The 21,848-nt window shown below is 61.9% G+C and carries 22 protein-coding genes and 1 pseudogene; 13 read left to right on the top strand and 10 right to left on the bottom strand.

Going from position 1 to position 21,848, the window contains the following annotated elements:
* Positions 1 to 7: 7 nt before the first annotated feature.
* The 5 genes from BPRO_RS14385 (at position 8) to tolA (ending at position 3,941) form a co-directional block, all read left to right on the top strand.
* Positions 8 to 1,204 carry a pyridoxal phosphate-dependent aminotransferase gene (locus tag BPRO_RS14385; protein ID WP_011483801.1) on the top strand — a complete coding sequence of 399 codons (1,197 nt, stop codon included), beginning with the start codon at positions 8 to 10 and terminating at the stop codon, positions 1,202 to 1,204.
* Entirely contained in the window at positions 1,201 to 1,677 is a 477-nt protein-coding gene (gene ybgC / locus BPRO_RS14390) for a tol-pal system-associated acyl-CoA thioesterase (protein ID WP_011483802.1), read from the top strand. The genes BPRO_RS14385 and ybgC overlap by 4 nt, the downstream gene beginning before the upstream one ends.
* 26 nt (positions 1,678 to 1,703) lie before the next feature.
* Entirely contained in the window at positions 1,704 to 2,396 is a 693-nt protein-coding gene (tolQ, locus tag BPRO_RS14395; protein ID WP_011483803.1) for a protein TolQ, read from the top strand.
* A gap of 190 nt (positions 2,397 to 2,586) precedes the next feature.
* A complete protein-coding gene (locus BPRO_RS14400; RefSeq protein WP_011483804.1) occupies positions 2,587 to 3,027 on the top strand; it encodes a biopolymer transporter ExbD in 441 nt (146 codons plus the stop codon).
* 23 nt (positions 3,028 to 3,050) lie between these two features.
* Complete coding sequence (gene tolA / locus BPRO_RS14405; RefSeq protein WP_011483805.1) at positions 3,051 to 3,941, top strand: cell envelope integrity protein TolA; 891 nt, start codon at positions 3,051 to 3,053, stop codon at positions 3,939 to 3,941.
* 113 nt (positions 3,942 to 4,054) lie between these two features.
* On the opposite strand, the gene dnaE is transcribed toward tolA, so the two are convergent.
* Positions 4,055 to 7,576 carry a DNA polymerase III subunit alpha gene (gene dnaE / locus BPRO_RS14410; protein WP_041389844.1) on the bottom strand — a complete coding sequence of 1,174 codons (3,522 nt, stop codon included), beginning with the start codon at positions 7,574 to 7,576 and terminating at the stop codon, positions 4,055 to 4,057.
* Between the two features lie 86 nt (positions 7,577 to 7,662).
* On the opposite strand from dnaE, the gene BPRO_RS14415 reads away from it, so the two are divergent.
* On the top strand, positions 7,663 to 8,418 hold the full coding sequence (locus BPRO_RS14415) for a sulfurtransferase (RefSeq protein WP_041389846.1): 756 nt from the start codon (positions 7,663 to 7,665) through the stop codon (positions 8,416 to 8,418).
* A gap of 52 nt (positions 8,419 to 8,470) precedes the next feature.
* Positions 8,471 to 9,789: pseudogene (gene egtB, locus BPRO_RS14420) on the top strand (ergothioneine biosynthesis protein EgtB).
* Positions 9,790 to 9,905: 116 nt separating this feature from the next.
* Here egtB and BPRO_RS14425 read toward each other — a convergent pair.
* The 6 genes from BPRO_RS14425 to BPRO_RS14450 form a co-directional block, all read right to left on the bottom strand.
* On the bottom strand, positions 9,906 to 10,601 hold the full coding sequence (locus BPRO_RS14425; protein WP_011483808.1) for a DUF599 domain-containing protein: 696 nt from the start codon (positions 10,599 to 10,601) through the stop codon (positions 9,906 to 9,908).
* 54 nt (positions 10,602 to 10,655) lie between these two features.
* Complete coding sequence (locus BPRO_RS14430; protein WP_011483809.1) at positions 10,656 to 11,540, bottom strand: pirin family protein; 885 nt, start codon at positions 11,538 to 11,540, stop codon at positions 10,656 to 10,658.
* Entirely contained in the window at positions 11,537 to 11,944 is a 408-nt protein-coding gene (locus BPRO_RS14435; protein ID WP_011483810.1) for an OsmC family protein, read from the bottom strand. The genes BPRO_RS14430 and BPRO_RS14435 overlap by 4 nt, the downstream gene beginning before the upstream one ends.
* Before the next feature lie 57 nt (positions 11,945 to 12,001).
* Positions 12,002 to 12,556, bottom strand: a complete 555-nt coding sequence (locus BPRO_RS14440; protein ID WP_011483811.1) for a flavodoxin family protein — start codon at positions 12,554 to 12,556, stop codon at positions 12,002 to 12,004.
* Between the two features lie 100 nt (positions 12,557 to 12,656).
* Positions 12,657 to 13,067 carry a DoxX family protein gene (locus tag BPRO_RS14445; RefSeq protein WP_011483812.1) on the bottom strand — a complete coding sequence of 137 codons (411 nt, stop codon included), beginning with the start codon at positions 13,065 to 13,067 and terminating at the stop codon, positions 12,657 to 12,659.
* 109 nt (positions 13,068 to 13,176) lie between these two features.
* Positions 13,177 to 13,878 (bottom strand): pirin family protein, encoded by a 702-nt coding sequence (locus tag BPRO_RS14450; protein ID WP_011483813.1) that lies wholly within the window; start codon positions 13,876 to 13,878, stop codon positions 13,177 to 13,179.
* A 114-nt stretch (positions 13,879 to 13,992) separates the two neighbouring features.
* On the opposite strand from BPRO_RS14450, the gene BPRO_RS14455 reads away from it, so the two are divergent.
* From BPRO_RS14455 to BPRO_RS14475, 5 genes are all read left to right on the top strand, one after another.
* Positions 13,993 to 14,952, top strand: coding sequence for a LysR family transcriptional regulator (locus tag BPRO_RS14455; protein WP_011483814.1), 960 nt, complete (start codon positions 13,993 to 13,995; stop codon positions 14,950 to 14,952).
* A gap of 142 nt (positions 14,953 to 15,094) precedes the next feature.
* The gene (locus BPRO_RS14460) at positions 15,095 to 16,171 is read left to right on the top strand and encodes an NAD(P)/FAD-dependent oxidoreductase (RefSeq protein WP_011483815.1); all 1,077 of its coding nucleotides are present in this window, start codon (positions 15,095 to 15,097) and stop codon (positions 16,169 to 16,171) included.
* 9 nt (positions 16,172 to 16,180) lie between these two features.
* Positions 16,181 to 17,197 carry a tRNA glutamyl-Q(34) synthetase GluQRS gene (gene gluQRS, locus BPRO_RS14465; protein WP_011483816.1) on the top strand — a complete coding sequence of 339 codons (1,017 nt, stop codon included), beginning with the start codon at positions 16,181 to 16,183 and terminating at the stop codon, positions 17,195 to 17,197.
* Positions 17,198 to 17,206: 9 nt separating this feature from the next.
* A complete protein-coding gene (gene trmB, locus BPRO_RS14470; protein ID WP_011483817.1) occupies positions 17,207 to 17,947 on the top strand; it encodes a tRNA (guanosine(46)-N7)-methyltransferase TrmB in 741 nt (246 codons plus the stop codon).
* Positions 17,948 to 17,971: 24 nt separating this feature from the next.
* Positions 17,972 to 18,883, top strand: coding sequence for an RluA family pseudouridine synthase (locus BPRO_RS14475; protein WP_011483818.1), 912 nt, complete (start codon positions 17,972 to 17,974; stop codon positions 18,881 to 18,883).
* Here the strand turns inward: BPRO_RS14475 and BPRO_RS14480 are convergent.
* The 3 genes from BPRO_RS14480 to BPRO_RS14485 form a co-directional block, all read right to left on the bottom strand.
* Positions 18,831 to 19,736, bottom strand: a complete 906-nt coding sequence (locus BPRO_RS14480; protein WP_011483819.1) for a transglutaminase-like domain-containing protein — start codon at positions 19,734 to 19,736, stop codon at positions 18,831 to 18,833. The two genes, BPRO_RS14475 and BPRO_RS14480, sit on opposite strands and share 53 nt — an antisense overlap.
* Positions 19,733 to 19,915: a hypothetical protein gene (locus BPRO_RS30915; protein ID WP_369794579.1), complete on the bottom strand. Its 183-nt coding sequence runs from the start codon at positions 19,913 to 19,915 to the stop codon at positions 19,733 to 19,735. Before BPRO_RS30915 ends, BPRO_RS14480 begins: the two co-directional genes overlap by 4 nt.
* A 93-nt stretch (positions 19,916 to 20,008) precedes the next feature.
* The gene (locus tag BPRO_RS14485; RefSeq protein WP_011483820.1) at positions 20,009 to 20,608 is read right to left on the bottom strand and encodes a TlpA family protein disulfide reductase; all 600 of its coding nucleotides are present in this window, start codon (positions 20,606 to 20,608) and stop codon (positions 20,009 to 20,011) included.
* Between the two features lie 187 nt (positions 20,609 to 20,795).
* On the opposite strand from BPRO_RS14485, the gene egtD reads away from it, so the two are divergent.
* Positions 20,796 to 21,821 carry an L-histidine N(alpha)-methyltransferase gene (gene egtD, locus BPRO_RS14490; protein WP_011483821.1) on the top strand — a complete coding sequence of 342 codons (1,026 nt, stop codon included), beginning with the start codon at positions 20,796 to 20,798 and terminating at the stop codon, positions 21,819 to 21,821.
* Positions 21,822 to 21,848 lie beyond the last annotated feature (27 nt).

The raw sequence follows: 21,848 nt of genomic DNA on the forward strand, positions 1-21,848 counted from the left end.
GCTTGCCGTGAAAATCGCCCAGCGGGCTCAGCGGATTGAGCCGTTTTACGTCATGGAGGTTGCCAAGGCAGCCTCGGCGCTAGCCCAGGAATTTGCCGGCAGCGGCAAACCCATGATCTTCCTGAACATTGGCGAGCCGGACTTCACGGCTCCGCCGCTGGTGCAGGAAGCAGCCGCACGCGCCATCGCCCAAGGCACCACGCAGTACACCCAGGCGACGGGCCTGCCGGCTTTGCGCGAACGCATCAGCGGCTGGTATGCCTCACGCTTTGGCGTACAGGTGGCTCCCAGCCGCATCATCGTTACGGCGGGTGCGTCGGCCGCGCTGCAGCTGGCCTGCCTGGCACTCATCGAGGCGGGGGACGAAATCCTGATGCCCGATCCGAGCTATCCGTGCAACCGGCATTTCGTCAGCGCGGCGGAAGGCAATGCAGTGCTGATTCCGACCACCGCCGAGGAGCGATTTCAGCTCACGCGCGAGAAGGTGCAGGCAGCGTGGAATGACAAGACCCGCGGCGTGCTGCTGGCCTCGCCCTCCAACCCGACGGGCACCTCTATTGCCCCCGAAGAACTGCAGCGCATCCATGAGTTTGTGCATGGCCAGGGCGGCGTGACCCTGATTGACGAGATCTATCTGGGCCTCAGCTATGAAGAACACTTCGGGCATTCCGCGCTGGCCATGCCCGGCGAGCTGGGGCAAAGTGTGATCAGCATCAACAGCTTCAGCAAATACTTCAACATGACGGGCTGGCGACTGGGTTGGCTGGTGGTGCCCGAGGCACTGGCGCCCGTCGTGGAGCGCATTGCGCAAAACCTCTTTATCTGCGCCAGCACCGTGGCGCAATATGCCGCGCTGGCCTGCTTTGAGCCCGACAGCCTGCAGGAATACGAGCGACGCCGCGCGGAATTCAAGGCGCGCCGCGATTACTTCATTCCCGAACTCAACCGCCTGGGCCTGCGCGTTCCGGTGATGCCGGACGGGGCGTTCTATGCCTATGCCGACTGCACGGAAACCGCCGCACGGTTGGGCGTCAGCGGCAGCTGGGACCTCGCGTTCGAGCTGATGAAGCGCGCCCATCTGGCCGTCACGCCCGGACGCGACTTCGGACAGGCCGCACCAGAGAAGTTTGTGCGTTTCTCAACCGCCAACTCCATGGAGCAATTGCGGGAAGCGGTGGCGCGGCTCAGGACCTTGCTGGCATGAGCGCATTCGTTCGTCCCCAGCCTGTCGAGGGGTTGCAGCAGCGCCAGCCCCAACAGGTCTTCGAATGGCCGCTCAGGGTGTACTGGGAAGACACCGACGCCGGCGGCATCGTTTTTTACGCCAACTACCTGAAATTTTTTGAACGTTCGCGCACGGAATGGCTCAGATCACTGGGCATAGAACAGCAGCGCCTGAAGGACAGCACGGGGGGCATGTTTGTGGTGAGCGACACCCAGATCCGCTACCACCGCCCTGCCCGGCTCGACGATGAACTGATTGTTACGGCATGCATGGTCGAAACAGGCCGCGCGTCTTTGATAATCAGGCAGCAGGCGCTATTGAAAACAGAGCAGGCGGTCGGGCAATCGCCCCTCTTGCTTTGTGACGGCACGATCAGGATTGGCTGGGTCGAGGCCGCCAGCCTCAAGCCCGCGCGCATACCCGAATCGATTATTTCCTGCTTTCTTTCCTGACAGCTTAAACCGGGCAAAGCTTCAACATGAACCAAGACCTCTCCATCGTCAGCCTCATCCTCAACGCCAGCTGGGTCGTCCAGCTGGTGGTGGCGCTGCTGGTTGGCGTTTCCATAGCCAGCTGGGCCGCGATTTTCAGGAAAATCGTGGCGCTTAAAAAAGTTCAGAAACTCAACGACGACTTCGACCGCGAGTTCTGGTCCGGCACCAGCCTGAATGATCTGTTTGCTGGCGCCGCGCAAAACGCCAAGCACTCGGGTGCCATGGAGCGTATTTTTGCCAGCGGCATGCGTGAATACCAAAAACTGCGCGAGCGCCGCATCGCCGATACGGGCACGCTGCTCGATGGCGCGCGCCGGGCAATGCGCGCCAGCTACCAGCGCGAACTCGATGCCATTGAAGTCAACCTGTCGTTTCTGGCAACCGTCGGCTCGGTGTCGCCTTACGTCGGCCTCTTCGGCACGGTCTGGGGCATCATGCACGCCTTCACCGGGCTGGCGGCCCTGGAGCAGGTCACGCTGGCCACGGTAGCCCCCGGCATCGCCGAAGCACTGGTGGCCACGGCCATCGGCCTTTTTGCGGCCATTCCCGCCGTGGTGGCCTACAACCGCTTCGCCCACGACATTGACCGCGTTGCAAATCGCCTGGAAACCTTCATCGAAGAGTTCTCCAACATCCTGCAGCGCAACCTGGGCGCCCAGTCGCCCTCGGGTCACTGAAATGTTGGCCCCCACGCTTTTCACTTCGTGTAATACGCGAGGCCTTGCAGGCCGCGGCTCGCGAGACGCTTCGCCTCCGTCGCCCGTCCGAACCTGCTCAAGCAGGTTCGGAGCCGCGGGCTCCAGCCCCTCGGGGGCTGGCCTTGCTCGGGGCGGCCCTTCGCGGCGGCCGTCCGCCTAGGAGATCGCCATGCCTGCAGTCACCTCCCGCGGCCGCGGCCGCGGCCGCCGTACCATCAGCGAAATCAACATGGTGCCGTTCATCGACGTCATGCTCGTACTGCTGATCATCTTCATGGTCACCGCGCCGCTGATCACCCCCAGCATGATTGCCTTGCCCAAGGTTGGCAAGGCCAGCAGCAAGCCGCCCAATCCGGTGCAGATCGAGATCGGCAAGGACGAGAAGGTCCAGATCAGGATCAAGACGGACGCCCTGCCCAGCAACGTGCGCAACGTGGCCGCCGACATCGTGAAGCGGGAGCCGGCCGTCAAGGCAGCGGGCGCCGATGCGGTCCCGGTCGTCATCAGTGCCGACAAGTCCATCAAGTACGAAACCGTGGTCCAGGTCATGGACAACCTGCAGAAGGCCGGTGTGTCGCGGGTCGGCCTGTCGGTGCAAACCGGCAACTGATCCAAAGCCGCTACCAGCACACCATGCCCAGCGCAGCAGACCGCCTTGAATTTGGCCCACCTCGCGATACGGGCTACTTGCGCGCTTTCGCCCTGGCGCTGCTTGCCCACATTCTGTTGATGGCCGCGCTGACCTGGGGCGTCCACTGGAAACGCAGTGACCGGGCCGCCTCGTTTGAAGCCGAGTTGTGGTCCAGCGTGCCGCAGGAGGCGGCGCCCAAGCTGGTCGAAACGCCTCCACCCCCTCCACCACCACCGGAGCCCAAAGCGCCGGAAGTCAGGGTGACTCCACCCACGCCGAATGTGGACATTGCCCTGGAGCAGGAGAAAAAACGCAAGTTGCTGCAGCAGCAAAAGGAAGCCGAGACGCTGAAGGCGCAGAAGCTGCAGGAAAAACTGAAAGCCGAGCTGCAGGCCAAAAAGGAAAAAGAGCAAAAGGCCAAGGAGGAACTGGCCAAACGCAAGGCCGCTGAAGAAGCCCAGAAGACTGAAGCCAAAAAGCAGGACGCCAAAGACCTGGAGAAGAAAAAGCAGGCTGAAGCCCTGGCACAAAAGCAGCGGCAGGATGCACTGAACCGCATGATGGGACTGGCGGGCGCCACGGGTGACGCCAATGCGAAAGGTTCAGGCCAAAAATCCAGCGGACCGTCTGCCGGCTATGCCGGAAAAGTCAGGGCCAGGGTCTTGCCCAATGTGGTGTTCACCGAAGATATTGCCGGCAACCCCACGGCCGAAGTTGAAGTGCGCAGCACACCCGACGGCGTCATCCTCGGCCAGCGGCTGGTCAAGTCAAGCGGCAACAAGGCTTGGGATGAGGCGGTGATCAAAGCCATCATTCGTACCGGCACCCTGCCGCGAGACGATGATGGGCGGGTTCCCACTCCGATGATTCTGGAATTCAAACCCAAAGGCTAGCACGCGCCGGCAAGCGCCCGCATGCCGATACGATGGCCGCCGCCATCCATCCATCAGCTTGCCGCCCGCCCCTGTACCGATCGGGTCATGGGGTTCTGGGTTCAGGCCCTGTTTCACTCATAAACAATCTGCACCAGCCCCCGGTCGGCCTGCGCCATCCAGCTGGCCAGCGCGGCATCGGTCGGAAAGAACCGGGCGGCTTCACCCAGATGAAGTTCGGCGGTGGCGCCCACCCTGCCGTCTTGTCGGCGCAGGCTCAGGCGCACCGGTAAACCGCGCTTCAGTTCCCCCTGCTCCGTCATTTCGGGGCGCGGTGGAAAGTCGCGGACCAGCCGTGAAATATCGGGCGCTGCGCCATTGACCGCCACGCGCAAATATTTGCCGAACTTGCAGCGCGCGGTTTCAAGGTCCCACACCTGCGTGACCTTGAAGCGCCGCCCGAAACGCTCGGAGGCGCCCTGCAGCGTGCCCTGCACAATCACCAGCTCGTCGTCTTTCAGCAGGTTGCGGTTGGCGTTGAAGACGGTCTCGTCCACCGAGGCTTCCAGTACATCGGTTTTGTCGTCTAGCTTGAATATGATCAGCTTGCCCCGGTTGCCGTTGATCACGCGCAAGTCACTGAGGATGGCAGCCAGCAGCTGCGGCTCGCGGGAGTCGATCAGGTCTTCAATCTTGCGCTTGGCAAACTGCCGCACTTCGGCCTCGACCTCATCGAACAAGTGGCCTGACAGGTAAAAACCGATGGCGGTTTTTTCAAGTACCAGACGCGCCTTCACACCGAATGGCACGGCCTCGACCAGCGGCGGCTCCTGCGTGCTGGCGGCATGCGAGTCGGACATGTCAAACAGCCCGCCCTGGTTGGCATTGGCCTCGGTGGCGGCGGCAAATTCGAAGGCACGGTCTACCGACGCCAGCAGCTCGGCACGGTTCAGATGCAGGTTGTCAAACGCCCCGCCCTTGATGAGCGCCTCCACCGTGCGCTTGTTCAGCTTGCTGCGGTCGACCCGCACGCAGAAGTCGTAGAGCGAGGTGAAAGGCCCTCCTTCCTGTCGAGCCGCCACGATGGCCGCAATCGCCTGCTGGCCGGTGCCCTTGACGGCACCCAGGCCATAACGCACGGCGGTAGCGCTGATGGGTTCAAACCGGTAGTCGCCGCGGTTGATGTCGGGCGACTCGAACTGGATGCCCATTTTTTGCGCATCGCCAAACAGTATTTTGAGCTTGTCGGTGTCGTCCATCTCCACGGTCATGTTGGCCGCAAAGAATTCGGCGGTGTAGTGCACCTTGAGCCAGGCCGTGTGGTAGGCCAGCAGGGCGTAAGCGGCCGAGTGCGACTTGTTGAAGCCGTAGCCCGCAAACTTTTCCATCAGGTCAAAAACTTCGTCGGCTTTTTCCTGGGTCAGGCCATTGACGCCTGCACCTTTGCGGAAGATATCCCGCTGCGAAGCCATCTCTTTCTCATCTTTTTTACCCATGGCGCGGCGCAGCATGTCGGCACCGCCCAGCGAGTAACCGCCCAATATCTGCGCGGTCTGCATCACCTGCTCCTGGTAGACCATGATGCCGTAGGTCTCCTCCAGAATCGGCTTGACGCGGGGGTCCGGGTACTCGGGCACTTCCTTGCCCTGTTTGCGGGCAATGTAGGTCGGAATCAGGTCCATCGGGCCGGGGCGGTACAACGCGTTCATCGCGATCAGGTCTTCGAGCCGGTTCGGTTTGGCGTCTTTGAGCATGCGCTGCATGCCGATACTTTCAAACTGGAAAACGGCTTCGGTATTGCCCTCGGCAAACAGTGCATAAACCCGCGCATCGTTGAGCGATAGGTTCTCAAATTTGAAATCTTTTTGCGAGGGGTGGCGCTGAATGATGAACTCTCTGGCGATTTCCAGAATGGTCAGCGTGGCCAGGCCCAAAAAGTCGAACTTGACGAGGCCAATCGCCTCCACATCGTTTTTGTCAAACTGGCTCACCGCCGAGCCGCTGCCGGGCTGCAAATACAGCGGGCAAAAGTCAGTCAGCTTGCCGGGCGCAATCAACACCCCCCCGGCGTGCATGCCGACGTTGCGCGTCAGGCCTTCCAGCTTGCGGGCCAGGTCCAGCAGCGTGTGCACGTCTTCTTCCTTGCGCTCGCGCTCGGCCAAAACCGGTTCGGCTTCCAACGCATAGACCATCTTGTCATTTTTTTTGCGTTCGGCGGGGAGCAATTGCAGCGTCACGGCCTGCCCCGGCTTGTTCGGAATCAGCTTGGAAATTCCATCGCAAAAACCATAGGGAAAATCAAGCACACGGCCCACATCGCGAATCGCCGCGCGCGCCGCCATGGTGCCAAAGGTCACGATCTGGCTGACCGCATCATGGCCGTATTTGTCTTTCACATAGTCAATCACGCGGTCACGATTGCTTTGGCAAAAATCAATATCAAAGTCGGGCATGGAGACCCGCTCCGGGTTCAGGAAGCGCTCGAACAGCAGGTTGTATTGCAGCGGGTCCAGGTCGGTAATCCTCAGCGCATACGCCACCAGCGAGCCCGCACCCGAACCGCGCCCCGGCCCCACCGGGCAGCCATTGTTTTTGGCCCAGTTGATGAAGTCGCCCACGATCAGGAAGTAGCCCGGGAAACCCATCTTCAGAATGGTGTTGATCTCGAACTCCAGCCGCTCCACATACACCGGCCGTTTCTGGTCCCGCAATGCTTCGTTGGGATACAAGTGCGCCAGGCGCTCTTCCAGCCCTTCAAACGAGGCATGGCGAAAGTAGGCATCGATGGGCATGCGCACGCCCTCGACTTCCGGCGTGGGGTAATCAGGCAGCATGGGCTTGCCCAGCTCGAGCTTGAGGTTGCAGCGCCTGGCAATTTCCAGCGTATTGGCCAGCGCCGACGGCACATCGGCAAAGAGCTGCGTCATTTGCGCTGCCGACTTGAAATATTGCTCGCGCGTGAACTTGCGCACACGGCGTGTGTTCCCCAGTATTTCACCTTCGGCAATGCAGACCCGCGCCTCGTGCGCCTCGTAGTCGTCGTAGGTGAGGAACTGCACGGGATGCGTGGCCACCACCGGCAGCTTGAGCCGGGCAGCCAGCTGGACGGCCGCCGCCACATGGCGCTCGTCGTCAGGGCGCTGGGCGCGCTGCAGCTCCAGGTAAAAGCGGTGGGGAAACAGACCCGCCAGGTGCAGGGCGCATTCCAGCGCCCGTGCGTCGTCCCCCTGAAGCAGGGCCTGGCCCACGGCGCCCCCCTGGGCACCCGACAGCGCAATCAGGCCCTCGTTCAGCTCTTCAAGCCATTCCAGCTTGATCACGGCCTGGTCGCGCACCACGTTTCTGGTCCAGGCGCGCGTGAGCAACTCGGACAGGTTGAGGTAACCCCTGTGGTTTTGCACCAGCAGCAGCAGGCGGGCCGCAGGCGCCGCAGCATCTTTGCCTGGAACCTGAACCCAGACGTCGGCGCCTATCAAAGGCTTCACCCCGGCGCCGCGGCCTTCCTTGTAAAACTTGACCGTGCCAAACAGGTTGCTCAGGTCGGTAATGGCCAGCGCCGGCTGCTGGTCTGCGGCGGCAGCCTGGACGATTTCATCAATGCGGTTGGTGCCGTCGACGACTGAAAACTCGGTATGGATACGTAAATGGACAAACATGCGCTTCATTTTAGGGCTGGGGCCCACGCGCATTTTGCTGATTACCCGCATTGCCCATGGACACCTTGCCTACAATGAGCGGCAACATGCAAATTCTGAATATTGCAGCCTATAAATTTGTCGCACTGGACCGCCTGCCCGAGCTGCAGGCGGCCGTGCTGACGGCCGCGCAATCGCGCGGCATCAAGGGTACCGTGCTGCTCGCGGAAGAAGGCATCAACCTCTTTCTGGCCGCCGGCCGCGCCGACATTCATGATTTTTTGGCATGGCTGCGAACCGACGCCCGTTTTCATGACCTGGAAACCAAGGAAAGCTGGTCAACGGCACAGCCCTTTCGCAAGTTGCTGGTCAAGGTCAAGCCTGAGATTATCCGCATGAACCACCCGGCTATCCGGCCCTCTGCCGGTCGGGCACCAGCGGTTAACGCCACCACGCTCAAGCGTTGGCTGGACTGCGGGCACGACGACGAGGGGCGCCCCGTGGTGACTTTGGACACACGCAACGCCTTTGAGGTCGATGTGGGCACCTTCAGGAATGCCATCGACTGGCGCATCGACAAGTTCACCGAGTTTCCGCAGGCCTTGCTGGATCACCGTGATGAGCTGCAGGGCAAGACGGTGGTGAGTTTTTGCACGGGCGGGATCCGCTGTGAAAAAGCCGCGATTCTCATGCAGGAGGCCGGCGTCAACCATGTTTACCAGCTCGACGGTGGCATCCTGAAATATTTTGAAGAGAGCGGTCACGCCCATTTCGAGGGCGAGTGTTTTGTGTTCGACGAACGCCGGGCGCTGGATCCGGCGCTCACCCCCCGGGTGCATGTCGGCGCCTTGTCTGACACCTGACACCGGCAAGGCATGGAAAGCTGTGGAGCTCACTCCCCCAAGGCGATAACCCATGGCTCCCTCACAACCCGCTCTTCGCACCGTCACCCCGGGTTCTGACCTCGGGAAATGCTTTCAACAGGTCCGCGCCCAGACCGAGGTGCTCATACAGCCGCTAAGTGCTGAAGATTGCCAGCTCCAGTCCATGCCGGATGTGAGTCCCGCCAAGTGGCATCTGGCGCACCTCACCTGGTTTTTTGAGACCTTCGTCCTCGAGAGATTCGAGCCGGGCTTCACACCTTTCAATCCTGGCTTTCGCGTACTGTTCAACAGCTATTACAACGGTGTTGGGGCTAAATACCCGCGGCCACAGCGCGGCCTGATCAGCCGCCCTTCGCTTGAGGAAATACTGGCTTACCGTGCACAGGTCAATGAACGTGTGCTGGCTGCGGGCCGGCTGGCCGACCAGGGCGAACTCGCGCAACTCGTCACGCTGGGCCTGCATCACGAGCAACAGCACCAGGAGCTGCTGCTCACCGACATCAAGCATGCCCTGTCCTTCAATCCGCAGCATCCGGCCTATGCCAGACGCTGGCCGCTGGCCGGCATCCATCCCCAGCCGATGCGCTGGCATGGCTACGCTGGCGGCCTGACGGACCACGGATTTGACGTCGGGCAGGACGGCGGGTTTGCGTTTGACAACGAAACGCCGCGTCATCGCGTCTACATTGCCCGTTTGATCTGGCGAACAGGCTGGTGACCAATGGGGAAATGATGGCCTTCATCGCCGATGGCGGCAATCAGCGGCCCGAGTTATGGCTGTCCATGGGCTGGGACTGGGTGGAGGCCGGCCAGCGCCATTTGCCGTTGTACTGGCAGGGCGATCCCCTCGATACATACGCAGATGGCAACTACCGCAACTTCACGCTGCAAGGACTGGTGGAAGTGGACCCGAACACCCCCGCGTGCCATCTGAGCTACTTTGAGGCCGATGCGTTTGCGCGTTGGGCCGGTGCACGGCTTCCTACCGAGTTCGAATGGGAAGCGGCGGCCCGCGCCCTGCCCGTGTCAGGCGAAAGGTCGGGAAACTTTGTCGAGAATGCTGCCTACCACCCCTTGCCGCTGCAGCAGCCCAGCCAGGGCGCTCCCGCGCAGATGTTTGGCGATGTGTGGGAGTGGACACAGTCCAGCTACAACCCCTACCCCGGCTACAAGCCTTGGGAGGGGCTGGTGGGCGAATACAACGGCAAGTTCATGTGCAACCAGTTTGTGCTGCGCGGCGGCTCGTGCGCCACGCCGCAAAGCCATCTCCGCGCGAGCTACCGCAACTTCTTCCCGCCCGATGCCCAATGGCAGTTCAGCGGCCTGCGGCTGGCGCGCGACATCACCTGAGAGTTTCAACGAAGAGAAAATTCTCCGCCGGGCGTGCGCCGCGCAGGGCCGCCCCAAGCAAGCACAGCCCCCTCGGGGGGCAGCGCAGCACACGAAGTGGCAAGCGTGGGGGCTACTTACTCCCGCAAGACACCCAGCACATCCGAGTCAAACTCGCGGTTGTAGAGAATGAGCACCACCACAGCCGTGGCCAGTGCGAAGGCGATGGTCGAGAAAAACCACGCCATGATGGCAAAACTGAAGTAGTAGCCACGCAGCCCGTCGTTGAAGGTTTCGGCAGCCAGGCCCACCAGGCGGCTGGCCCGCCTGGCAAACACTTCACGGTCAAACTTGCCCTGCTCGAACTCCTGCGGCGACGGCATGGAGCCGATCACCAGCGCGACAAAGGTGTATTGGCGCATGGACCAGCTGAAACGGAAAAAAGCGTACACAAACACGCCCACCATCATGATGACCTTGAGGTCAAAAATCAGCACAGAGGTCCGGACCGCGAAGGGGATTTCCCGCACCAGCTCGGTCGCCTTGTCGGTCGTCCCCAGCAGCGCGAACAGGCCACCGATGATGATGATGGTGGTTGACGAAAAAAAGGCCGGCGTGCTCGACAGGTTTTGCGTGATGATGCCGTCGATGACGCGCGGGTCGCGGGCGGTGGCCTGCAACAGCCAGTAGTGCCGGTAGCGGTTGGTGGTTTGCAGCAGCGAAGGCCGCTTCACGCCGTAATGCCAGGCAAACCAGGCATAGCCTATCCAGCCCGAAAAAAACCAGGCGATGGCCAGCCAGTCACTCCAGGGAAGCAGCGCGAAGATTTTCATCGCACCATCTTACGTGCAAGATACTTCCAAAAAATCGACGCGAAAAGGCAGTTCCTAACTGACGGCGAACTTTCGTTCAGGCAGGGGAATGAATTCGGTTTCCCCGCCCACATGACCCATGGCTTGAGCCTCCCAGTCATCACTGGCTTGCACAATGCGCGCCTTCTGGCTGGACACAAAGTTCCACCAGATAAACCGGGGGGCATCGAGCGGCTCACCGCCTATCACCACCAGCCGCGCCGGCGCGCTGCTACCGATGGTCACGACAGTACCAGCCGCCAAAGTGGCCAGGGTGCCAGCCACAACCGGCTCGCCGTCCACTGTCACATCCCCCTCCACGGCATAAAGCGCAAGCTCCTCGGCCAGCGCCGGCAATTGCAGCGCCGCATTTGCCGCGAGTTGGATATCCAGGTAAATCGTTTTGGAGAATGTCTTGACCGGCGATGTTGCGCCAAACGCCTCGCCAATCAGCACGCGCACGTCGGCTCCGCCCACCGACACCGCGGGAATGGCCGACGCGGGAGTGTGTGAAAAGCAGGGGGCCGCTTCTTCATAAGCCTGCGGCAAGGCAGCCCACAGCTGCAGGCCATGGTTCACATAAGCCTTGTTCCGCAGATCCTCGGGCGCGCGCTCGGAGTGCACGATGCCGCGCCCGGCCGTCATCCAGTTGATCGCGCCAGGCTCGATGCGCTGGACAGAGCCCACGCTGTCGCGATGCATCATCGCGCCTTCAAACAGGTAAGTGACCGTGGCCAACCCGATATGCGGATGCGGCCGCACATCATGGCTGGCGCCCGGCTGCACCGTGACCGGGCCGAAGTGATCAAAAAAGATGAAAGGCCCCACAGACTGCCTCTGCACCGCAGGCAACAGGCGCCGCACCACGAAGCCTCCGCCCAGATCCTTGTTGTGCCCGGTCAGCTTGAGTTGCACGCTCATGACAGCCTCTCCACATTGGTTGTGATTTCAGTGGTAACGGTGGTCATCAGTTTGTGGACGGGGCATTTTTGCGCAACCGCCTGCAACTCCTCCAGCTGGGCATCCGTCAGGTCACCCTGGATCCGCAAGGTGGTCGCCAGCCGGTACACGCCGCTGCGCTCGCCGGAGTCGTCGCGCTCCACCACGGTATGGATGTCGTCGACCGGGATCCCTTTCTTGCGGGCGTACCACATGAGGGTAACGGCCTTGCATGCGCCCAGCGCGGCATCGTACAAATCGTGCGGGCTGGGGCCAGTGTCGGCGCCGCCCTCGGCCACGCTCCCGTCAACCATCAGCGCATGGCTGCGGATGCTGAGTTTCTGGGCCATTGCCGCCGAGCGGTCGCGGTGCAGTTCGATGGACATGAAGAATTCCTGTGCGAATGAAAGGTAAACGGGAAATAAGGTGGTGCGTACCTGACTTTAACGCTGAAACTTTCCCGCCACCTCGGCCACACGTTCACCCAGGCTCCGGGCCGTCTCCAGGTCGCCTGGAAACATTTCGCCGGCACCCGCATCCGACGGCGACTGGGCGATGGCACCGCGGTAGGAGCCCAGGTAATTGGCATCATCACGCTGCGCGGCCTTGCTGGTGCTGGGCAAGACGCCCTGGCTGACCCAGATACCCCCATGCTGCATGGCCAGGGTAAAAAGGTAATTGAGCGTCGACATCTTGTCGCCATCGAGTGCCGCGCTGTTGGTGAAGCCGGCAAACAGCTTGTCTTTCCAGGCCTGCGTGTACCAGGGCTTTGAAGAAGCGTCGGCGAACTTCTTGAACTGCCAGCTCACGCTTCCCATGTAGGTGGGAGAGCCCATGATGATGGCGTCTGCCGCATTGAGCGTTTCCCAGCCGCCGTCGGGCAGGTTGCCATCGGCGTCAATGGCCAGGAGCTCGGCCCCAGCGCCTTGCGCCACCGATTGCGCCATGCGCTGGGTATGGCCATACCCGGAGTGGTAGAGCACTACGACTTTCGGCATTCTTGTCTCCGTTGAAGAAAGCTGAAGAATAGATCAGGAAGAATCCGAAACATCAACCGCCGCGGCAGGGCTCCACACCTGCCGCGGCAGCGGCCCACGATTAGTCTGCGCGCTTGGCGTCCAGGCTCCAGGCACCGGCACCCCATGCGGCCACCGTGAGCAGGCCACCGACCACGGCAATGTTCTTGAAGAAGGCCTGCTGCTGCATCATGACCTGCTCAGCCGGCACCGCCCAGTACTTGTGAAAGATAAAGGTGATCACGACGGTGAACAGGGCGATGCCCAAGGCTGCCCAGCGGGTTTGCAGACCGACCAGCAGCAGCAGCCCCAGGCCCAGCTCGACACCAATCGCGGCCGCAGTGGCCAGTTCAGGAAATGGAACGCCCTGGGATGCGATGTAACCGGTGGTGCCGGCAAAGCCGCCAACCTTGCTGAAACCCGCAGGCACAAACAGCAACGCCAGCAAGACGCGGCCAATCAGCGACAGGGGATTTTGGAGAGATGCAAACATGATGAGTCCTTATTAAAAATACAAACGAGAAAAATGATGGATTAAAAAAATACGATAGGCAAGCACTATTAATTTGAGCCTGCCTTTAGGCTTTCAGTCGGGCAACGCTTCAGGGTGCCAGGTCAAATACCAGCACTTCGGCGGACTGCCCGCGAGCGAGCTGCAACCGGCTTTCCGATTGCAGCGCGGCCGCATCCCCCGCGCGAAGCAGTTGCCCATTCACCTCAAGCTGCCCCCGGATCAGGTGCACATAGGTTTTACGCGAAGGATCCAGCGCCAGCGTGGCAGATTCATCACCGTCAAACAACCCGGCACGAATTCTGGCGTCGGCATGAATGATGACCGACCCCTGTGCCCCGTCCGGCGAAGCCACCAGGCGCAGTGCGCCGCGCTTCTCGGTGTCCAGAAAAGTTTTCTGCTCGTAGCTGGGAGGGATCCCAGTCACGTTCGGTTCGATCCAGATCTGCAGGAAGTGCGTGGTCTGTCCCTCGGCATGGTTGAATTCGCTGTGCTGCACGCCCGTGCCTGCGCTCATGCGCTGAACATCACCGGGCGGGATACCCTTCACGTTACCGATGCTGTCCTTGTGCGCGAGTTCGCCACTCAGTACGTAGCTGATGATTTCCATGTCGCGGTGGCTGTGCGTGCCAAAGCCCCTGCCCGCCGCGATGCGGTCTTCATTGATGACGCGCAGATTGCCAAAGCCCATGTGGGCCGGGTCGTAATAGCCGGCAAACGAGAAGGAATGGAAGGACTTGAGCCACCCGTGGTCGGCATAGCCGCGTTCGCTGGAAGTTCTTAAGGTCATCATCCGGTGCTCCTTTCAAGGTGCGTTGCAATGACTCCACTGTAAGTTCCGGCACCCTTGTGGCCGTTGCCTTCATTTGATGGCATCATTCAAATTATTTGAATCATCAGACCCTAAATGATTAACAATGCAGTCCGTGACGCCCTCACCCCCGAAGCCATTGGACTGATCGGTGCCGTGCACCGCACTGGAAGCATGGCTGCGGCCGCCCGCGAACTGGGCGTCGTGCCCAGCGCCCTGACCTACCGGATTCGACAGGTGGAAGATGCGCTCGATGTCCTGCTGTTTGACCGCTCCTCGCGCCAGGCCAGACTGACCGAAGCCGGCAAGGAGCTGCTTCGCGAAGGCAACCGGCTGCTGGCTGAGCTCGATGCGGTGGCCAATCGCGTCAAGCGGGTGGCCACCGGCTGGGAACCGGAACTCACCCTGGCCGTCGACAGCGTCATTTCGCGCACCACCGTTATGGAGCTGTGCGAGGCATTTTTTGCGCTGGATCCACCCACCCGCCTGCGGATTCGCGAAGAGGCGCTCTCCGGCACGCTGGAGGCATTGACCTCCGGCCAGGCCGACCTGGCGATCGGCGTCGCGATTGACGTGGAAACCAAGTCGATGCCCAACAAGTCGCTGCAAAGCAGGCCGCTGGGCACCATCCATTTCGTCTACGCCGTGGCACCGCATCACCCGCTGGCCCTGGCCACTGAACCCGTCACGGACGCAATGCTGATGCCGCACCGTGCGGTGGCTGTCGCCGACTCGGTGCAGCGGGGCAGCGGTGTGACGATGGGCCTGCTGGGCGGGCAGGACATATTTACCGTGCCAGGCATGCAGGAAAAGCTCGATGCGCAGCTGCGCGGCCTGGGTGGAGGCTTCCTGCCGGAATACCTGGCCAGGCCCCACATCGCGACTGGCCGGTTGGTGGAAAAGAAGATGCAGCGGGCCGCACGCCTGGTACCCGTGAGTTACGCCTGGCGCCCCTCGACCGACGGCAGCGGAGGGCGCGCCCTGCAGTGGTGGCTGGGGCAACTGGAGCGCCCCGCCACCCGCAAAGCGCTGCTGGAGCGCGAGCAATCGCTGTAAAACCCGCCGGCAGACCGGCTTGCGGCCTCCTGCGTGTAGAGTGCGCTTATGGTTTTCGTTTATGGTTGCGCTGTAACTGTTTTTTTAAACGATGGATAGCCGAGTCAACACCCCTTCACCCAACCAGAAAAAGTAAAGAGACATGACAAAGAAATCCCGCAAAGCCTCGCCTGAAAAATCCAAACAACGCCACATCGCCGTGGTGGGTGCCGGCATTGCCGGCATCGCCTGCGCGCGCACGCTGATGCAAGCCGGGCATCAGGTCACCGTCTTCGAGAAAAGCCGGGGTGCGGGCGGACGCATGGCCACGCGAGACAGCGAATTTGGCGGATTCGATCATGGCACCCAGTACTTCACGGTGCGTGATGCACGCTTTGAGAAAGCATTGGCCACAGCCCCCGGGCTGGTACGCCCCTGGAGCGCCAACACCGTTCGCATTCTTGATGAGCTGGGCCGCGTCGTGGCCTCTTCGCTGCCGTCCAAGGAGGCCCACTGGGTTGCCACCCCTGGCATGAACGCGCTGGTTCGCCGGTGGGCAGAGCCCTTGGCTGCCGCTGGCAAACTGGTGCTTGAAACCGAAGTGGTCCGGCTGGAACCCGACAAGCTGCACCCGGAGCGCTGGCAACTGCAGACCGAAGGCCCTGGCGCCGGCAACCGGGTTCAGTCGGGTTTTGACGCCGTGGTGTTGGCCGTGCCCTCGTCGCAGGCGCATGCCTTGCTGCTGAACTCACAGCAGGGCAAGCCCCTGATGGCGGCGATTGCCGACGTCACCGTGGCGCCCTGCTGGAGCCTGATGCTGGCCTTTCCGCAAGCCCTCCAGCCCACGCTGTCACATCTTGGCCCGCAGTGGAATGCGGCGCGCAGCACCCACCACCGCATTGCGTGGCTGGCCCGCGAGTCGTCCAAGCCCGGACGCAGCCCCATCGAGCGCTGGACAATCCAGGCCAGCCCGGAATGGTCCGAGCGCCATCTGGAGGACGACACCGAGCGCGTGAAAGCCAAACTGCTCAAGGCTTTCACAGAAGTGACCGGCATACGCGCACAGCCTCCCCACGCCGTGGCCCACCGCTGGCGCTATGCCCAAACCATCGAGCCGCTGGGGAAAAGTCATGCCTGGGACCCGAAATCGCGCATTGGCGCCTGCGGCGACTGGTGCCTGGGCCATCGGGTTGAAGACGGTTTCCTGTCAGGCCTGGAAATGGCCCTGGCCATCGCTTAGGCAGTGCCTATGGCCGGGGGCGGTGCTGCACGCGAGGTGACGGCCGTGGGAAGCACCTACATTGGCCGGTTTGCCCCCTCACCAACCGGCCCGCTGCACGCAGGCTCGCTGGTGGCCGCATTGGCCAGCTGGCTCGATGCGCGCGCCCACCACGGCCAGTGGCTGGTGCGCATCGAGGATGTCGATACACCCCGTTGCGTACCGGGTGCAGACCAGACCATTCTCGCGCAGCTCGCCGCCTGCGGGCTGATGCCCGATGAAGCGCCGGTGTACCAGTCGCAGCGCGGCGCCCTGTACCAAAAAGCGCTGGATCAACTCGTGGCACGGCGCCTGGCCTACCCCTGCGCCTGCACGCGGCAGGACATTGCCAGAGCGCACGCCGCCAGCGGGAAGGCGCGGGAACGCCATGGCGAGCTGGTGTATCCCGGCACATGCCGCCAGGGCCTGCACGGCCGCCCTGCACGTGCCTGGCGCTTCCTCACCGAAACATCGCAAGAAAACACACGGCTGGCCGAATCTCCACAAACAAAGTCAGCTAATAAATCAATAGCAAAAACAATAACAACCGCAGGGACTGCGGGCGAGGTCGCGTGGCACGACAGGCTGCTCGGTCTCCAGACGCAAAACGTGGGCCGCGAGGTCGGCGACTTTGTACTCAAGCGCGCTGATGGCTTCTGGGCCTACCAGCTGGCCGTGGTGGCAGATGACGCCGCCCAAGGCGTCACGGACGTGGTACGTGGCCAGGACCTGGCCGACAACACGGCGCGGCAAATCCTGTTGCAACGTGCGCTCGGCCTGCCCCAGCCGCGTTACCTGCACACACCGCTGGTACTGGGGTCCAACGGCGAAAAACTGTCCAAGCAAAACGGCGCCCGGCCACTGGACACCACTCGCCCGCTTGCCGTGCTTCGGCAGGCTGGTCAGCTGCTGGGCCTGCAGGACAATGCGACGGCCAGTACACCGGCGGCATGGCTGCAGCAGGCTGTGCCCCAGTGGGCAAGCCGTCATGCAGACGCGGCGCACTAAAATTGCGTTGTGATTGAAAACCCCTCCCCCAGCGCTGCCAACCTCCCCGAGCACCCGTCCACCGACGCGAGCCACCCCCGCAACATCCGCAGTTTTGTCCGGCGCACCGGCCGCACGACCGTCGGCCAGGCCAAGGCCTTTGCCGACGTGGGGCCACGGTTTTTACTCGCCTACAAAGCGGAACCCCTGGACTTCGCAGCCGCCTTTGGGCGTGTGGCCCCCACCATCCTCGAGATCGGCTTCGGCATGGGCGAGGCCACGGCGCATATTGCGGCCCTGAGCCCCGATAAAAACTTCCTTTGCTGCGAAGTACACACACCCGGCGTCGGCGCGCTGCTCAAGCGCATTCAGGAGCAGACCCTGGGCAACATCCGCATCCTGCAGCACGATGCGGTCGAAGTCATTGACAACATGTTGCCAGCCGGCAGCCTGGACGGCGTTCATATCTTCTTTCCCGACCCCTGGCATAAAAAGAAACACAACAAGCGCCGGCTGATCCAGGCGCCCCTGATTGCCAAGCTGGCGGCCAGGCTCAAACCCGGCGGCTACCTGCACTGCGCCACCGACTGGCAGCCTTACGCCGAACAGATTCTCGAAGTCCTGAGCGCTGAAGCCCTGCTGAAAAACACGGCTGATGCATCGGGTGGCGGTTACGCGCCCAAGCCCGACTACCGCCCCCTGACCAAGTTCGAAAACCGCGGCATCAAGCTCGGGCACGGTGTCTGGGATGTGGTGTTCACCCGTGTGTGAGACATTCCGACAGCCGGTCACGCAATGAATGCCGAAAGCCTGATGATTCACGGGCTTCCCACCCGCAACGGCGTGAGTCCGAGTTGCGTGGGCCTGCCCGCAGGCCACTGGCCCACCATCACCGATTTTCTGGTGGAGCGCTTTCCCGCCATCGCGCGCGAGGTCTGGGTTCAGCGCATGCAGGACGAGCTGGTCACGGATGAGTTCGGCGAGGCGGTAACACCCGGTCGCCCTTACCGCGGCCACATGCGCGTGTACTACTACCGCGCGCTGGGCGACGAGCCGCGCGTGCCGTTTGAAGAAACCGTGCTGCACCAGGACGAGCATCTGGTAGTGGCCGACAAGCCGCATTTTTTGCCCGTCACACCGTCGGGCCACTACCTGCAGGAGACACTGCTGGTACGGCTTAAAAACCGTCTGGGCATCGACAGCCTGGTTCCCATTCACCGCATCGACCGCGAAACGGCAGGCCTGGTGCTGTTTTCAGTGAACCCCGCCGAGCGCGACGCCTACCAGGCCCTGTTCAGGCAGCATGCGGTCAGCAAGCACTACGAAGCTTTGGCCCCTTGGCGTGAAGACCTGCGCTTCCCGCTGACGCGCAAAAGCCGCATCGTGCAGGATGAACCCTTCTTCCGGCAACGCGAAGTACCGGGCGAGCCCAATAGCGAGACGCATCTTGAATTGCTGCAAATCAGCGGCGAGCAGGCACGTTACGCGCTGAGCCCGGTGACCGGCAAGAAACACCAGCTGCGGGTGCATATGAATGCGCTGGGCCTGCCCATCACCAACGACCGGATGTATCCGCCGGTGCAACCAACGCCCGATGACGACTACCGCTACCCGCTGCAGTTGCTGGCGAAGTCCATCGCGTTTACCGACCCGCTCACCGGACAGGCCCGATATTTCCAGAGCCGGTTTGGCCTGGATTTTCCCTGACCGGGGAAGTGGGGCGGCCCGCGAAGGGCCATTCACGCCATGATTTCGCGGGCCGTGATCTGGTACTTGAAATCGTCCGGCGCGTAGAGTCAACACGCCCCTCCGTGTTTTCGGCGATCGGATACATGAAGAAACCCAGCTTCTCGCCGCTTGACTTGGGCAGGGCCACGTCATGCGCAGCGTTGTAGGCCATCCAGTTGCCTTCCCAGCCGCCAAACAGGGCCTTGTTGACGGGCGCGACGACAGGGTCCGTGATGTTTTTGATCCAGTTGGCGGTTTCCAGGCGCATGACCTTGGCCACGTCGGCCGGATCCATCGCCGCCCAGCCGTATCCCTTGAGATAAACCTCGGAGCGGCACAGGCCGACAAACAGTGCGTTCAAATCGGCGCATTTGCCGCCAAGGTTGCCGGTTTCCAGCATGGTCTTGATGTCGCCTTCGCCGCAGCCGCGGATCTTGGGTTCACGGTAGGTATTGGCCACGATCCAGTCGTAGAGTTTTTGCGCCTTTTCAACATCGGTCCTGGCCCCCCGCGTGGCTGACAGCGCCATTTTCCGGACGATGCCGTCCGTCGGGATCAGCGCCGTGGGGCGCGTGAAATAGCGCAGGGTGTCGGCCTCCTCCGGCGCGGCGGTTTTCTGCGACCAGTCGACCGCACGGCCCTGGGTCTGGACCCGGCTGGTCAACTCAACAAAGGGCTTGCCTTGCGCGGCAGGGAATTCCGCATACAGCATCTTGACGCCGTCCCGTCCGTCTTGCGTGAGCCGTGTCGTGCCGTTGCTGGAAAAACTGTTCTCCAGCGAACGCTGGTAGTCGGCGTTGACCGAAGGAATCGGCAGCCACACCTGGGTCACGCCCTGCGGCCTGAGGATGTCAACGCGTGTTGTGACCTCGAAGGTGCGCCAGCTCCCGCTTTGCGGGCAAAGGTCTGGCGGGCGGGCGTCTGCGCGAAATTCAGGGCAGGCCAGGCGGCCGAGGTGCCTGCCAGGGCGGCGGCGGTGTTCTTGAGAAAGGTGCGGCGTACGGTGGTCATGAAAAGATCTCCGGATGAGGAAAGGGTAACGTGCATCAAGGCAGGTAAAGGTACCTCGAGACGTTGTTTTTTGCCGGTGGGCCGACCCTGCACTCAGGCCTTGAGCAAGCCGGCGATCAACTTTTCCGCCGCGCTGCTGGTCCAGTCCACTTCTCCCTGCACACGGTGCCTTGGCTGGCCCCGGCTGTCTATCGTCAGCGTGGTCGGGAAGACTTTCACGCCCCATTGGCGCGCAGCCTTGCCGTCCACGTCCAGCAGCACCAGCATCGTCACACCCGTCGTTTTGGCGAACTGGATCGCACGGGCCACTGGCTCCTTGAAGTTAATGGCCAGTACCAGCAGCTTGTCGGGGCCATAGAGATCGGCCACCTGCTGAAGCGTTGGCATCTCCGCGCGGCACGGTTCACACCAGCTGGCCCAGAAGTTCAGCAGCACAGCCCGGCCCTGCAGATCGGCCGGGCGCCAGGTTTTCCCGGTCGTGTCCACCAGCCCAAACGCGGACACCGGGCCGGACCACCTGGACACCTCATACGCAGGCCCGGTCAGACCCTGCGCCACCGCCGGCGGGACAGAAATTCGATAGGCATGGGGGTAGAAAGCCGGATGAGGAATAAGCAGGAAATCTAGCGGCGAATTCGCTGGGAAGAGACTACCAGAGCGCCCGACAATCTGCAGCGCCACGGGGAAAGCCACGCAGCTCGTCAAGTATTCCTCAACTCCTGATCAACTGCGGATCAACTCCCGGTCAAGCCTGCCGCGTTGCAGCCCGGCGAATCCGTGGATAACACCCCTTGCATTCAAAGCGATTCAGTCCTACAAATGCAATCATCAAACTGCTTTTAAATCGCTTTTTTATTATCCACGCAGCCAAGTCCATATTTTGAACCTGCCCCTCAACCTTGCCGGCCTGTCAGTTCCCCTGCCACCCGCCTCTCCGCAGTTCATCAACCTCTACACCGAGTCGCAGCCGAGGCAAGCCCTCAGTACCGCGCGGGAGCTGACGGAAGGCCTGATTGCCGGGAGGGCCAGCGTGGCGCCGAAGTTCTTTTACGACGGCCTGGGCTCCAAACTGTTTGAGGCGATCACTGAACTGGATGAGTACTACCCCACCCGCACAGAGGCCGGTATCTTCGAGGCATGCCACGCACAGATCGCCGCCACGCTGGCAGAGGCCGGCATCCACAGGCCGTGCCTGATCGACCTCGGCGCGGGTAACTGCGCCAAGGCCACGGCACTGATTCCCCATTTACGCCCGCATCAGTACGTGCCAATCGACATTTCGGTAGAGTTTTTGAAAGGCGCCGCCGAACAGGTGCAAAACAGTTTCCCGACCCTGGACATCGTGGGGCTCGGCATGGACTTTTCAGCCCGACTGGTGTTGCCCGAGGAGGTTCAAAGCCACGACCGGGTATTTTTCTACCCCGGCTCCAGTCTGGGCAACTTCTCGCCCGACGAGGCTTTGCAGTTTTTGCAGCACATCGCCAACCCCGCACAAGGCAAGGCGCGCGGCCTGCTGCTGGGGATTGACCTGGTCAAGGACACGGTCACGCTGGAGGCCGCTTACGACGATGCGCTGGGCGTGACGGCAGCGTTCAATAAAAACCTGCTGCTCAACGTCAACACACTGCTGCAGTCGGATTTTGAGGTGCGCCAATGGCGGCATGTGGCGCTGTTCAATGTGGCCCAGTCACGCATTGAAATGCATCTGGAAGCAAGCTGCGACCTGACCGTTCGCTGGCCGGGTCATGCGCGCCGGTTCAACGCCGGTGAGCGCATCCACACCGAAAACTCCTACAAATACACGCTGGAGGGCATGACGGCGCTGCTGCACCAGGCCGGGTTCAGGCATGTGGAGCACTGGACCGACCCGAAGCACTGGTTTGCCGTGTTCTGGGCAGCAGTTTAAGGTTCAGCGGTTTTTACACAAAAACGG

The sequence above is a fragment of the Polaromonas sp. JS666 genome (genome assembly GCF_000013865.1).
Lineage (GTDB): Bacteria > Pseudomonadota > Gammaproteobacteria > Burkholderiales > Burkholderiaceae_C > Polaromonas.